General features: G+C 49.6%; 12 protein-coding genes and 1 pseudogene. 7 read left to right on the top strand and 6 right to left on the bottom strand.

Annotated features, from left to right (window positions below; genetic code table 11):
- Window positions 1–77: 77 nt before the first annotated feature.
- Genes OS145_RS09845 through OS145_RS13595 form a run of 4 tightly spaced genes read right to left on the bottom strand, consistent with a single transcriptional unit; the run spans window position 78 to window position 5,649 of the window.
- The gene (locus OS145_RS09845) at window positions 78–3,278 is read right to left on the bottom strand and encodes an efflux RND transporter permease subunit (protein WP_006956266.1); all 3,201 of its coding nucleotides are present in this window, start codon (window positions 3,276–3,278) and stop codon (window positions 78–80) included.
- 11 nt (window positions 3,279–3,289) lie between these two features.
- Window positions 3,290–4,396 (bottom strand): efflux RND transporter periplasmic adaptor subunit, encoded by a 1,107-nt coding sequence (locus tag OS145_RS09840; RefSeq protein WP_006956265.1) that lies wholly within the window; start codon window positions 4,394–4,396, stop codon window positions 3,290–3,292.
- A 3-nt stretch (window positions 4,397–4,399) separates the two neighbouring features.
- Window positions 4,400–5,149: a TolC family protein gene (locus tag OS145_RS13600; protein WP_242603670.1), complete on the bottom strand. Its 750-nt coding sequence runs from the start codon at window positions 5,147–5,149 to the stop codon at window positions 4,400–4,402.
- The gene (locus tag OS145_RS13595) at window positions 5,134–5,649 is read right to left on the bottom strand and encodes a TolC family protein (RefSeq protein WP_006956263.1); all 516 of its coding nucleotides are present in this window, start codon (window positions 5,647–5,649) and stop codon (window positions 5,134–5,136) included. Before OS145_RS13595 ends, OS145_RS13600 begins: the two co-directional genes overlap by 16 nt.
- Before the next feature lie 212 nt (window positions 5,650–5,861).
- Between OS145_RS13595 and OS145_RS09830 the strand changes: the two genes are divergently transcribed.
- The 3 genes from OS145_RS09830 (at window position 5,862) to OS145_RS09820 (ending at window position 8,227) form a co-directional block, all read left to right on the top strand.
- A complete protein-coding gene (locus tag OS145_RS09830) occupies window positions 5,862–6,041 on the top strand; it encodes a hypothetical protein (RefSeq protein WP_006956262.1) in 180 nt (59 codons plus the stop codon).
- 147 nt (window positions 6,042–6,188) lie between these two features.
- Window positions 6,189–7,061 (top strand): LysR family transcriptional regulator, encoded by an 873-nt coding sequence (locus OS145_RS09825; RefSeq protein WP_006956261.1) that lies wholly within the window; start codon window positions 6,189–6,191, stop codon window positions 7,059–7,061.
- Entirely contained in the window at window positions 7,061–8,227 is a 1,167-nt protein-coding gene (locus OS145_RS09820; protein WP_006956260.1) for a YbfB/YjiJ family MFS transporter, read from the top strand. Before OS145_RS09825 ends, OS145_RS09820 begins: the two co-directional genes overlap by 1 nt.
- Window positions 8,228–9,433: 1,206 nt before the next feature.
- Here the strand turns inward: OS145_RS09820 and cadR are convergent.
- Complete coding sequence (gene cadR / locus OS145_RS09815) at window positions 9,434–9,856, bottom strand: Cd(II)/Pb(II)-responsive transcriptional regulator (protein WP_011588648.1); 423 nt, start codon at window positions 9,854–9,856, stop codon at window positions 9,434–9,436.
- Between the two features lie 80 nt (window positions 9,857–9,936).
- Here cadR and OS145_RS09810 point away from each other — a divergent pair, with 80 nt between their 5' ends.
- The 3 genes and pseudogenes from OS145_RS09810 (at window position 9,937) to OS145_RS09800 (ending at window position 12,439) form a co-directional block, all read left to right on the top strand.
- Entirely contained in the window at window positions 9,937–10,833 is an 897-nt protein-coding gene (locus OS145_RS09810; protein WP_006956259.1) for a cation efflux transmembrane domain-containing protein, read from the top strand.
- Window positions 10,834–10,836: 3 nt separating this feature from the next.
- Window positions 10,837–11,349: a signal peptidase II gene (lspA, locus tag OS145_RS09805; RefSeq protein WP_006956258.1), complete on the top strand. Its 513-nt coding sequence runs from the start codon at window positions 10,837–10,839 to the stop codon at window positions 11,347–11,349.
- Window positions 11,350–11,370: 21 nt separating this feature from the next.
- Window positions 11,371–12,439: pseudogene (locus OS145_RS09800) on the top strand (transposase).
- A gap of 122 nt (window positions 12,440–12,561) precedes the next feature.
- Here the strand turns inward: OS145_RS09800 and OS145_RS09795 are convergent.
- Window positions 12,562–12,762: a hypothetical protein gene (locus OS145_RS09795; RefSeq protein ID WP_006956255.1), complete on the bottom strand. Its 201-nt coding sequence runs from the start codon at window positions 12,760–12,762 to the stop codon at window positions 12,562–12,564.
- Window positions 12,763–12,837: 75 nt separating this feature from the next.
- On the opposite strand from OS145_RS09795, the gene OS145_RS09790 reads away from it, so the two are divergent.
- Window positions 12,838–13,182 (top strand): hypothetical protein, encoded by a 345-nt coding sequence (locus OS145_RS09790; protein ID WP_006956254.1) that lies wholly within the window; start codon window positions 12,838–12,840, stop codon window positions 13,180–13,182.
- Window positions 13,183–13,247: the final 65 nt, after the last annotated feature.

Here is a 13,247-nt window from a genome sequence, read left to right as displayed (position 1 = left end):
GACTTTGATTAAACAATAATCACGGTGGAGACGAAAAGCGAATCTGCTTTGTTACAAACTGTAAGCAGTGAAACAAATCAGGTTCGCGTAAGCTCCTTCACTTTCTGTTTAGAGAACCAAGGGTAGAGCACCGGTAATACTACAAGCGTCAGTAACGTGGCGGAAACCAGTCCACCGACGATGACCGTTGCCAAGGGACGCTGGATCTCAGCGCCTGCACCCGTGGCAAACAGCATGGGTATCAGCCCGAGCGCTGAGGTGATGGCTGTCATCAACACCGGACGTAAGCGAGACCATGCGCCATCAAATACTGCCTCAGTGACCTGATGACCGTCCGCGATGCGCTGGTTAATGCTCTCTACCAGAACCACACCATTTAGAACGGCGACACCAAAGAGTGTGATGAAACCGACCGCACTGGGCACCGAAAGATATTGACCGGAGATAAAGAGTGCAACAATACCGCCAATCACTGCTAACGGCACGTTTACTAAAATCAACATTGCTTGACCCAGGGTGCCGAAGGCAAAGTAGAGCAACAGTGCGATAAGGACAAGCGAAATAGGTACGACAATAGATAGCCGCTTTTGCGCTCGTTGTTGACTCTCAAACTGACCACCAATATCGACTGAATAGCCGGATGGTAAGTCAACGGTGTTGTCGATGGTCTGACGGATATCCGTTACGACACTGCCCATGTCACGACCTTGCACATTGGATTGAATGACGACACGTCGTTGAACATCATCTCGGCGTATTTGGGGTGGACCCGATTCGATCGCGACGTGGGCGACCTCGCCGAGCGTAACCCAAGCACCCGATGGCGTTAATAAACGTAATGAACGAATGGCTTCTGCGGTTGCTCGAAACTGTTTGGCAAGCCGCACATAAATGTCATAGCGCTCATTGCCGTGAATAATTTGGCCCGCTGACGCACCACCCAGTCCATTGTCGACGACATCTAGCACATCAGAGACATTTAATCCGTAACGTGAGAGTTGTTGTCGTTTAGGAGACACCACTAGCTGGGCTTCGCCCTTTATTTGCTCCATTGCTACAGCAACGGCGCCATCGACTTGTTTAACTGCTTCCTCAATCGCCTGACCTTTACGGGCAAGCACATCCAAATCGGGGCCAAATAACTTAATCGCGAGTTGCGATTTAACCCCCGACAGTAGCTCATCGACCCGCGTTGCAATCGGTTGTGAAAAGTTAAACAGTAGACCCGGGTGTGTATCGAGTTTAGCTTCCATTTTTTCCTGCAAGGCGTAACGGTCTGATGCCGTAGTCCATTCTGACTGGGGTTTAACACCGACATAGATCTCAATATTACTGATAGGCTCCGGATCGCCGCCGACCTCTGCGCGACCAATACGGCTCAGCGCATACGTGGTTTCTGGAAATGACATCAGTATTTTTTCGAGCTTAGGAGCAACCTCCAACGCCGTTTCGAGATTAGAAGAGGGGGCCAATGTCACGCGAATATTAATCGTGCCTTCTTCTAGCTCAGGCGCAAACTCGGTGCCCAGTTGCGGAACCAATAGCAGGGCAGCGACAAATAACGCACCGGCGATCGCAACCACCACTTTTTTACTTTTTAAGGTAATGGATAGCAGTCGCTTGTAGCCCCTATCTAGGGGTTTAAGTAACTTATTTTCTCGAGGCTTTATGCCGCGACTAAAGAAGTAACTAGCGAGCGCCGGGACGACCATGATGGCAACAAAAACTGCTGAGATAATTGCCAGAATGATACTGATCGCCATTGGCTCAAATAATTTTGCCTCGACACCCTGAAAGCTAAATAACGGCATGAAAACGACCAAAATGATCATGGCAGCAAAAAAGACGGGTCGTGCGACCTCATTCGCCGCCTCTTTCACTCGGAGTTTGATACCGTGATTATCAAGCTGAGCCGCTTGCGGGTCAGGATCGTGATACTCAGTCCGCTTTGCTGCCTGTTCATGGTGCTCAATATCGGGACGACTCAGATGTTTGAAAATGTTTTCAACCATCACTACCGAACCATCGACCAGCATACCAATAGCGACAGCAATCCCGCCTAATGACATGAGATTCGCAGACATACCGACAGCCGACATAACCATCAAGGCGATGGCGATCGACACTGGTATAGAGAGCAGCACTAAGAAAGTAGCGCGTAAGTTCAGTAAGAATAAGGCCAATACCGCGATGATGAACACAAATGCGATGAGGAGCGAATAGGCGACCGTCGACACGGCTTTTTGTATTAAATCGGCTTGATCATAATACGGCTCAAACGTGACGCCCTCGGGCAGTGCCTGCTGGATAAGCGGAATGCGCTTTTTAATGCCATCGATAGTCGCCTTGGTGTTCGAACCCATACGTTTGAGTACGATACCGGACACCACCTCACCTAACTGGTTGACCTGACCGTCAACTTTGCGCGACATTGATACCGCACCTTGGCGGATTTCACTCCCGACCTCGACAGTGGCTACTTGGCCGAGTGTCACCGAGACCCCGTCAACGGTTTTTAAGGGAATCTGACGGAGCTGTTGCAACCCTTTATCACCGTTCGCGAGCCAGCCCGTGCCACGGATAACTAACTGCTCCTGACCGCGAGGCATATACCAGCCCCCTACGTTACCGTTGTTCTTATTAACCGCATCCATAACGTCCTGTTGGGTCAGTTCATAAGACAATAACTTGGCGGGATTAAGGTTAACCTGATATTGCTTAACCTCGCCGCCAAAGGACAAGACTTCGGTGATCCCTTCAACCGGCATGAGTAGCAGTTTAACCACATAGTCGTTAAGACTACGCAGCTCCATGCTAGTCACGCCAGAATCAGGGTCGGCGACTAATAAGTACTGGTAGACCTGACCCAGACCGGAGGAGTTAGGACCCATTTCGGGTGTGCCGACACCCTCGGGAATCAACTCTTTTGCCGCTTGCAGTCGCTCAAATACCAGTTGTCGAGCAAAGTAAATATCCACGCTCTCGTCAAACACCACGGTAATACCGGACAAGCCGGTCTTAGAGATGGAGCGGACTTCCTCAACATCGGGAAGGGCATACATGACAGACTCGATCGGATAAGTAATTAATTGCTCAACTTCGGTCGCTGCTAACCCGGGCGCCTCGGTATTCACCGTAACCTGAACATTGGTCACATCGGGAAAGGCGTCCAAATTAAGCTTAGGGATCACAAAAAAGGACGCGATGCTGATGCCGAATAAGGCCAATACCAATAATAGGCGATTGGCGACAGCAAATTGGATAATGCGCTGAAACATACAACCTCCTATTAATGGTTATGCGGGTCAAAGCCGCCCTTAGCAATTTGTGAACGGACGAAAAAAGCCCCCTGACTGACGTATCGTGTGCCTTCCGATACCCCGTCAATAATCTTCCACGGACCTTTTTCATCAATTAGTTCGACTTCTTGGGGTTCGAACTGACCGGGAGCACGTTCAATGAAGATTTGCCAGTCGCCATCTGGAGCACGCATCAGTGCTGAGTCCTGAACCGCTAATACCGGTTGCTCCGACTCAACGGTGAAGTAGACATCAGCAAAAAGCCCAGGATGAAGGCGGTCTTGCTTATTATCGACTGCCAGTCGGATAGTGCGTGTGCGGGTTTTATGGTCGATGGTATGCCCCTCCTGAATGACTTTTGCAGGGTAGTCGACTCCATCGACTGTCACCATCACTTGATCACCAAACTTAACGTTAAGATCGGTGGTACCGGGTAGTCGTGCGTTCACCCACAAACTTGCTTCTTGCAGCACATCAACGAGCTCGGTACCTGCACTCACTTGTTGACCTTGCTTAAAGTTATCGCTAACCACAATGCCGTTAATATCAGACGTCAGTTGATATTCTCCAAGTGGATAATCGGGCTTGGTTAAACGCTCAATTTCGTTAAGTAGCATACCAAACGCTTTGAGTTTAGCGCGCGCTGAGGTAAACGTATTTTGTGCTTCGACGAAGCGTTTTTCACCGACTGTCGATTCACCCAGCGACTGCACCCGTTGCCACTCGTTTAGCGCAACTAAATAACTGCTTTGTGCGTCCGCCATACGCGCACTAAATAGCGTAGCCAGCGGTTCACCTTGTTCGACGTGATCGCCGATACTGACAAAGCGTCTTAAAATGGTGGAATCAATTCGAGGACTGACAACGTAGCTATTGAAATCGTTCGCCACTACCTCGCCGGGCGCATACACGGGGTACTCGATCACGCGAGCGCTGAGTTTGCCAGTGGCAATGTCGGCCATATCACGTTGCTGCTCAGAAAGTGTGATGCCAGCGGGCTCTTGGTGTGTTTCATGGTCTTCTTGATGTTGCTCCTGCGCCTGAGTTGAAACGCTCAGCACCATTGCTATGACTGCATGTAAAGGTTTTACTGACATGATTTATTCTCCAATCGCGTTACTTGTGTGCTGACTGAGCGGGCTTAACTTCAGAGCTTTGCTGAGTTCACCCGAGCGATATAACCATTCGATAGCCGCCAAACGGTATTGCGTTTGTAACGCGATACCTGCGTATTGACTGTCGAGTTGTTGGCGCATTGCGGTGAGGTAATCGGTGGTTGATAAGTCGCCTTCGACCCAGGACTGCTCTATCACTTGGGACGAAGCGCTCTGTCGGTCTTGAAAGCGTTGTTGCCAGCTGTGCCATTGGCTTTTGATAAAGCGATAGTTGTTAAGCGAGGATTTGAGCGCCGCTTGCCACTGATGCTTCAACGCCATGAGTCGCTTCTCTTCCGCCAGTGCTTCGCTACTCGCCGCATGCACTGCGTCGTTGTAGCTGTTACGGATCTGCAAAGGCATACTGAAAGATAAACCAACGACGGTTTCGTGGTCGGTCTCGCCCGCTTCAATACCCAACGTCGGGTTGGCCGTCGTTAGTGAGCGCTTCCAGTCGACATCGGCACGTTTAAGCTGCCATTGCAGATAAGCGGCCTTTAACTGCGGATGCTGTTGCCAGCGAACCGTTAAACTGGGTGTAATATCAAATACGCCATCCTCAATGGTGAGTTGATTGAAATCAGAGGTGGTCAGTAAGGCGTTTAAATCCGCTTCAGCAGACTGCAACGTTTGGTATGTTGCAGCGGTTTGCTGTAATTGACGACTTAACGCCAAAATGGTCAGTTGTTCATCCACGGCCCCAAGTCACCTGCTCGACGACGCTCAGAGACGATGTCGATAGCTTGCTGAACCACGTCCTCCTGCTGTTTCGCCAAGCTGTATCGCCTTTGGGCATCAAACCAGCGCACATAAGCATCGAGTAGCTCTTTAGCGTGCTGGGTCGCCGTTTGACGATAGAGGCTTTGTGCTAACGCTGTCATGGCATCGGCTTGGCTGGCGCGAGCTTCATTACCGGTACTCCAGTCGAGCGTTTGACTCACACCCACCGCGTAGTTATTGACGTCTCCCTCGCGCTCTAAGCGAGAAGACAAGGTTGGATTATATAGCGGTTGATTGAGCTGGCGGCCTTGCTGGATCAGTGCTTGAGCTTGTTGCTCGGCCGCCTGAACACTTGGATGTTGCTGTATTGCTTGTTGCCATAGGTCAGGCAATTGCTGTGCGCTGGCGAAGCTTGAACTCAACGCCATACTAATTGCAGCAAACAAGCGTTTGCTGCGTTTCGAAAACGAACGCATAGGTAGACTCCTCAGTCATGTTACTGCGTAAAACAAATTAAGTGCTGCGAAAGCAGCGTGTTAAGCAGTTATGAGGAGATGGGAGGCCGGAATAATGGCGCTGAAGAGGGATTTGTATAAGCCTGGGCATAGCCCGGACGGATCGTCGCGACACGCGGCAAAGTCAATGTCCGCTCCGCTTTTATGGCATAGAGGTGAAATGAGCCATGACAATGGCAACAGTGGTGACAATCAAAACTAATTTGACCACTACTCGGGAGATTGCTTTTATCGATATGGGATTCGTCGTGTTCGAAATTGAGGTGTTGCTCGAACGCAGATTGATGGGTTTGATGCACGTCAGCGACCGCCTGACTGATTTGAGTCAGAACGGCAAACAGTACAAAAATTAAAAATCCCAGTCTACGCATTACTTCTCGCGGTTGATACGAACCCTGTAAAGCTACATTAAACGCTAATTCGCTTCAAGTTTGGCTGTAGCATTTGAAATTCTCATATAAAGAATGTATTTTTAAATAAATTCCTGTATTGAGAATATAATGAATATTGAATCGTTGAAAATCTTTTGCTGTGTGGCTGATGAGTTAAGTATCACTCGCGCTGCAGAGAGACTGGGTCGAGCGCCTTCAAATGTTACTACTCGAATTCAGCAGCTTGAGTCTGAGGTCGCCACTGACCTGTTTGTACGTATTAATAAGCGGTTATCGTTGTCTCATGCCGGCGAGCAATTTTTAGAATATGCGAAACGCCTTATCGCGCTAGAAGAGGAGGCTAAACAGGTCGTTTTGGGGGAACAAAGCGGTGGTAGTGTGCGAATGGGAAGTATGGAAAGTACAGCTGCAAGTCGTTTACCACAGCTGCTAGCGGACTTTACTAAGAGATTCTCGCAGGTTCATGTAAGTTTAAAGACAGCCCCCTCAAGCAGGCTTATTGATGAGGTGCAAAAAGGGTTAATTGACTGTGCTTTTGTGGCTTTGCATGCAGAGCAAATAGCGCACGATGAGCTCGATGATCGGACACTCAATTCGCTACCTGTTTGGCAAGAAGACTTAGTTCTTCTACTACCACCCAACGAAGCGGGTGTGAAAGATATAACTCAATTAGAAACTCGCACTCTTGCCGCTTTTGCTTCGGGATGTACTTATCGCAAGATAGCTGAGACGGTTTTGGATATTGATGCGAGTTCCGAGTGGTGTGTCCAGGAGTTAAATTCTTATCACGCCATGATTGCATGCGTTGCAGCGGGGCACTGTGTCACTTTGTTACCTAGAAGCGTCTTAGAGTTGAGTCCTGCTGCTAAGACGTTAGCCTCGTTAAATTGTCAAACCATTGATACTTATCTCGTATGGCGACAAGGCCACCTGACTCCCGCACTTTCACGTCTGATCGATGTCGTTAAGGACACGCTGTAATGGAATCGGTGGACCGTAATAATCAAGATCGCGGCATCAGAACGGCGCTAGAAGCGGCGTTAATTCTTACTATTGGAATGGGTTTTGGGCGATTTGCCTACACAGCAATTTTGCCTCACATGGTCGAAGAAGGCGTGTTGAGTGTTTGGGCGGGTAGCTTGGCAGCTACACTCAATTACTGTGGCTATTTGGTCGGGTCACTACTGTCTATATATATTAAACCTCACAACGCTCATCGTATGTGTCTTTGTGCTGTCATCGGCACGGCTGTATTTATGGCATTATTAGCAATGCCACTGCCCGCAGTAGCGATTATTGCGGTGCGCTTTATTGCTGGCGTGTTTAGTGCTTTTTCTATGGTGGCAGCCTCGCTTTGGCTACTTGAACACCGCGGCCACTCGCACCATGCACCTTTATTATTTGCGGGGGTGGGTTTTGGCATCGTCGTCTCTGCAGAACTGATCGTGTTAGCGGATTGGTTGCTGTTAACCAGTTTTGAAATGTGGCTAGCACTGGCATTATTGACCGTAGCTCTCGGTATCATGGTGCTCAGAGGACTATTTGATAGCAATCCCAAAGCAAGCCCAAACTACCAAACGGAAAGTAAAAGGCAAGCGCCCAATATCGGTACCGGTGCACTTATTTTTTGCTACGGACTGGCTGGCTTAGGATACATAATCACCGCAACCTATTTACCGTTTTTAGTCCATCAAGTGTTACCCGAGGTTGATTCGTCACATATCTGGGCGGTATTCGGATTAGGTGCCATGCCCTCGTGCTTTATTTGGCACAAAATTCATCAACGTCTAGGTTCCCAGCTTGCCTTACAAACTAACCTAGGCGTACAGGCGTTAGGTGTAGTGCTACCGACGATGGGTTCGTCCTCTAGCTTTTATCTTTTAAGTGCCATTTTGGTCGGCTCCACCTTCATGGGAACCGTAACAATTGCAATGTCAGCCGCACAAAAAATAAAGTACAGAGTAAAGTTTAATATGCTGGCAGTCATGACGCTTTCTTATGGAGTGGGGCAAATTATAGGTCCTCTCTTGGCAGAGGCGCTTAGAGCTTATAGTGAAACATTCAACAGCTCTTTGATAGCTGCCGCCATTGGCTTGGTACTAGCGGGAGCGATAACTGCTAAACCCTCTAAACAATTGACAAACTGAGGTTTTAAGAGATCGACAGCCCTTCTAGAATTCGGCTCCATGGTACGAATAATTGTTGGTAGTCGGTCTGTAGAAATAAAAAAGCCCCGCACAAAGTGCAGGGCCTTCAGAATGTCACCGAACAACTTCGAGCGTGAATATTTTAGGCAGGTAGAAGTGTAAATATCCCATTTATAACACAGTCATCTGATAGAATATTTATGCCGCAGTTCGGTAATCAAACGGTGTCATATCATTGAGTGAGTCGTGCGGTCTTTCGTGGTTTATGGTGCAAGGGAATACGGGCTACAGGCACTTTCAAATCAAAGCGAACAGCCAGCGTACGTGGATGTTCCTCAATCGCTCTTGTCATTGTGTCATGTAGATCAAATAAGAGTTCCTGAATATAAGGCAAATGCTGAGGCCAAAGCGGAAGCCCTCTGTACGAACTGTCGGAGTAGAGTGTTTGGTTGTGGTTCATTGGATTACGTATTGGCAAATTCATAATTAGAGCCATGATCGTTGACTACTAATAACTGATCTGATTCCGTAATCGTTAACCATGAGTCAGACGTTAAGCTGTCGGGCTCACCAATCCGTTGGTTGACTGAAAAGCAAGATAAACGCGACCACCAAAAAGATATTGGTAAGTTAAGACGGTTAGACGTTTACTTTAGAGGTCTCTATCTAGACCAAATCAATCGAAGTCTGATTGACGAGGTAAAGTTTGATATTCGGAGTGAAGCGTCTGCCTCAACGGCTAACCGTTACCATGTTATGCACATTTGGCTACCGAGCACTTGAAACGAGTGGCTTGTAACGTTGATGGCTCGATTGGTACAAATCTGGTACACCATCAGAAACTAAAAAGCCCCGCACAAAGTGCAGGGCCTTTAGAATAGTGGTGCCGGAGGCGGAATCGATAAGATCTAATAACTTATTGTTTTATAGTGGATAAAAAATATTAAGATTCAAGCGTGTTACTTACCTTGTTACTAAAACTTCAGCTTTAGTTTTTTGATTGAAAGCTTTTTCACAAATGAATCTTTTAACTTTTTGGCTATGCCCAATACTCGCTTAACACGTTGAACATAGCTATAGTGGTCTGCAACTTGTGAACGTGTAGTGGCAAATAAATTCGGGTAAGCGGATTAAATGGTTGATCTTACCTTTGCATGAGAGTGAGACAGACCGGCATTTCATCGGATTATCTGGTTGATGCTTCACCTACTGCTGGTGCATGTTTCCTTCGCTAATTCCAGCAAGAACCCCACACGCCTCAACTTCCCGGTCATCGTTGCAACTCGCTCTCAGTGAAACGAGTTGTTTCTCAAGCGCTTGCAGAGCGGTTATCTGCGACCGCACATGAGAGATGTGATCATCGAGCAAGGCGTTGACGGCGGTACAAGGCTGATGAGGGTCGTCCTGATAGCTCTGTAGTTCGTGAATCTCAGCCAGTGACAGGCCCAGGATTCTGCAGCGACGGATGAAGGCCAGCCCCTCACCATGCTTCTCGGTATAGACACGGTAACCGTTGTCCTGCCGATCAGGCGGCGGCAACAAGCCCTGCTGTTCATAGAAGCGGATCGTCTGTGTTTCGACCCCTACCAACTGCGCCAACTGACCAATGCGCATCAGCCTCCTCCCCAACGGATTCTTTACTCTATTGACCTTATAGTAGCTTTATAGTTTAAAATGGTACCACAACATTGTTCAAGTGGAGTCGTATCATGAGCAAATCCTGTGGTGGCGCCTGTGGCGGTGATGCAACGTCCGCAGCGGATACCGATATACAGGCCTCCTCCGAGGCGCCAGGGAGATGGGTCAGTGTTTATGCCGTGCCGAAGATGGACTGTCCATCAGAAGAACGAATGATTCGCCTAGCCCTGAACGGCTTTGAGGAGATTCGGGCGCTGTCCTTCGACTTGTCGAACCGCCGGCTGAAGGTCGTGCATGACGGCGAGGTCGAGCCCGTCACCTCGAAACTGAAGACCTTGGGGCTAGGCGCCTCGCTTCAGGAAACCGTCGCTGCAAATCCGGAGACCATCAAGGCCGCCGAGTTTTCGGCAGCTTCTGCTAAGCAAGAATCCGGGACCCTGCGCTGGTTGCTCGGCATCAATGCACTTCTGTTCGTGGTGGAAATGACTGCCGGTCTGATCGCCCGGTCCACCGGCCTGATTGGAGAATCCCTGGACAATTTTGCCGATGCGGCGGTGTACGGGCTTGCCCTTTATGCGGTTGGACATAGCGTGAAAATGCAGGTACGTGCCGCGCATCTTGCTGGTGTACTGCAACTGATCTTGGCTGTGGGCGTGCTCGTAGAGGTGGTGAGACGCTTTGTATTCGGTAGTGAGCCTGAATCGCTGGTGATGATGGCTATCGCATTCGTCGCATTGATTGCCAATACCAGTTGTCTGCTGCTCATATCCAAACATCGGGAAGGCGGGGCGCACATGAAGGCAAGCTGGATATTCTCGGCCAACGACGTGGTGATCAACCTGGGGGTCATCACCGCCGGCGCCCTGGTCGCGTGGACCGGTTCCAATTATCCGGATCTGATTATCGGCACCATCGCGGGGGCCATTGTACTTAACGGTGCCAGACGCATTTTGGCGTTGAAGGGTTAAATAATGCTCATTATTGGCAAAAAGCTCTCGCCGTATGCCCTATTGTCCATATCGGGCCTGCTGGCAGCGTCTGATCAGGCTGTAAAGTGGCTGGTGCAGCAATCAATGGCCTATGGCGAGTATGTTTCGGTGACCCCGTTCTTTAACTGGGTGCACCTATGGAACACCGGTGCCGCATTCAGTCTTTTTGCGAATGGTGGAGGCTGGCAGCGCTACTTTTTTATCGGGATCGCGGTGGCGGTCTCGATTTTTCTGATCAAGCTGATCCTTGAAAATCGTCATAAAGGAGAAGCCATCGCTTACAGTCTTATCCTCGGTGGCGCCATGGGCAACCTGATTGACCGGGTCTTTCGTGGCTATGTTGTGGATTCCTTTGATTTCTATTGGCGAGACTGGCATTGGCCGGCCTTCAACCTGGCTGATATTGCAATTGTCCTCGGTGCCTTACTTTTCGTTTCCGGCAGCTTTTTAGGTAAAAAAACAAACACCAATGCCGAGTCGGATGGATCTGACTGAAACCTTCGCCTATACAACACCATGACCGAACTTCCCGACAACATCCTTCACCTGCCGCAATACCAAGTACTGGGCTGCAAAACCACCGACGACGACATGCACTTCCAAGCGGACGTGCTCGATCCCATCGCCTGCGAAGAATGCGGAGTGCAGGGTGAGTTCGTGCGGTTCGGCAAGCGTGATGTTCCCTATCGTGATCTGCCCATCCACGGCAAGCGGGTCACCCTCTGGGTGGTCCGCCGCCGGTACACCTGCCGGGCCTGCAAGACAACCTTCAGGCCCCAGCTACCGGAGATGGTGGACGGCTTCCGTATGACGCTGCGGCTGCATGAATACGTGGAGAAGGAATCCTTCAACCACCCCTACACCTTTGTGGCGGCACAGACCGGCAGGAGGTCGAGATCGTCAGCATGGACATGTGGAACCCCTACCGGGCAGCGGTCAAGGCTGTGCTGCCCCAGGCCCGTATCGTGGTCGATAAGTTCCATGTGGTGCGCATGGCCAACGATGCCCTAGAGAGGGTGCGCAAGGGCCTCAGAAAGGAGCTGAAACCGTCCCAGAGCCGGGGACTCTCAAGGGAGACCGGAAAATCCTGCTGAAACGCGCTCACGAAGTCTCAGACCGGGAGCACCTCATCATGGAGACCTGGACAGGCGCGTTCCCGCAACTGCTGGCCGCCTACGAGCACAAGGAGCGCTTCTACGGCATCTGGGACGCCACCACACGGCTCCAGGCAGAAGCCGCCCTGGACGAGTGGATAGCCACCATCCCGAAGGGCCAAAAGGAAGTCTGGAGCGATCTGGTCAGGGCAGTGGGAAACTGGCGCGAAGAGACCATGACCTACTTCGAGACGGACATGCCCGTCACCAACGCTTACACGGAGTCCATCAACCGACTGGCCAAGGACAAGAACCGTGAAGGGCGCGGTTACTCCTTCGAGGTGATGCGGGCACGAATGCTCTACACCACGAAGCACAAGAAGAAGGCACCGACTGCGAAGGTCTCTCCTTTCTACAAGAAAACCATCGGTTACGGACTGCCGGACTTCGCAGAGGAACTCAACTACGGAGTCGATCTATCAACCATCTGAGGGTGGTATCAGATTGATGGGGTGAAGGTGCCCCATCAACCATTAAATCCGTATACCCATAAATTCGTGCTTCTGATCAGAGATGAAAAGCTATACTTGTTGCTTTGGTTAAAGTGAATTAGCTATTTATCAACATTTTTCCATGGGCCGAACGCTATAAAGTAAAGAAGAATGATATTTGCGATAGGGATAACAATCAGAAGACCCAATGGACCAGGGTAGCCAACTCGTTGGCAGATACGCCATGCGGGAACAATAAAAATAGCTCCCACAATCAGCATCCATAGAAAGCCCATACCTGCGAACATTTCGTGATTCATCATTATCTGCTCCTTATTTGACATGCGTTAAAATGACGTTAGACTAAAGTTTATTAAATTGCAAAAAGCAGGGTGCTCGTGCTAATTCGAATTCTGTTATTAATGACAGTGCTATTGGTGTCGATGTCGTTTTCGCAAACGGCAGATGCTCACGCATGTCATGGTAAAGGACAAATGCAGCACAGCATGATGCAAAAAGCAGACGTAAGCGACTGCGAACATGAGAAGCAAAAGCACAACTCGTGCTGTGCTGACATGACAATTCGGCATTGCTCCGGCGGCTCGGTTTTATTTGTCGGACAGTCTTCTTCGGTTAATGCCGCTGCAGTTAACCTCTGTGCCAAAGTCGATGCGCCCATCGACACCTCAATTCGTGCTAAACACGCGTCTAATTTATTCCGTCCCCCAATAATTACCGCTTAATAAGTTACTAGAAATTTAACACACGCTCGGCGTGTTTCCTTAAAACTTATTAATCGGTGAATAAT

The organism is Idiomarina baltica OS145, assembly GCF_000152885.1.
GTDB lineage: Bacteria > Pseudomonadota > Gammaproteobacteria > Enterobacterales > Alteromonadaceae > Idiomarina > Idiomarina baltica.
The sequence above is the reverse complement of the archived record's forward strand: the minus strand, read 5'-3'. Positions and strand labels throughout refer to the sequence as shown.

Coding starts and splice junctions, on each gene's coding strand:
- OS145_RS09845 (WP_006956266.1), bottom strand. CDS start 3,278: ATGTTTCAGCGCATTATCCAATTTGCTGTCGCCAATCGCCTATTATTG.
- OS145_RS09810 (WP_006956259.1), top strand. CDS start 9,937: ATGAGCAAATCCTGTGGTGGCGCCTGTGGCGGTGATGCAACGTCCGCA.
- lspA (WP_006956258.1), top strand. CDS start 10,837: ATGCTCATTATTGGCAAAAAGCTCTCGCCGTATGCCCTATTGTCCATA.
- OS145_RS13595 (WP_006956263.1), bottom strand. CDS start 5,649: ATGCGTTCGTTTTCGAAACGCAGCAAACGCTTGTTTGCTGCAATTAGT.
- OS145_RS09830 (WP_006956262.1), top strand. CDS start 5,862: ATGGCAACAGTGGTGACAATCAAAACTAATTTGACCACTACTCGGGAG.
- OS145_RS09820 (WP_006956260.1), top strand. CDS start 7,061: ATGGAATCGGTGGACCGTAATAATCAAGATCGCGGCATCAGAACGGCG.
- OS145_RS09825 (WP_006956261.1), top strand. CDS start 6,189: ATGAATATTGAATCGTTGAAAATCTTTTGCTGTGTGGCTGATGAGTTA.
- OS145_RS09840 (WP_006956265.1), bottom strand. CDS start 4,396: ATGTCAGTAAAACCTTTACATGCAGTCATAGCAATGGTGCTGAGCGTT.
- OS145_RS09795 (WP_006956255.1), bottom strand. CDS start 12,762: ATGATGAATCACGAAATGTTCGCAGGTATGGGCTTTCTATGGATGCTG.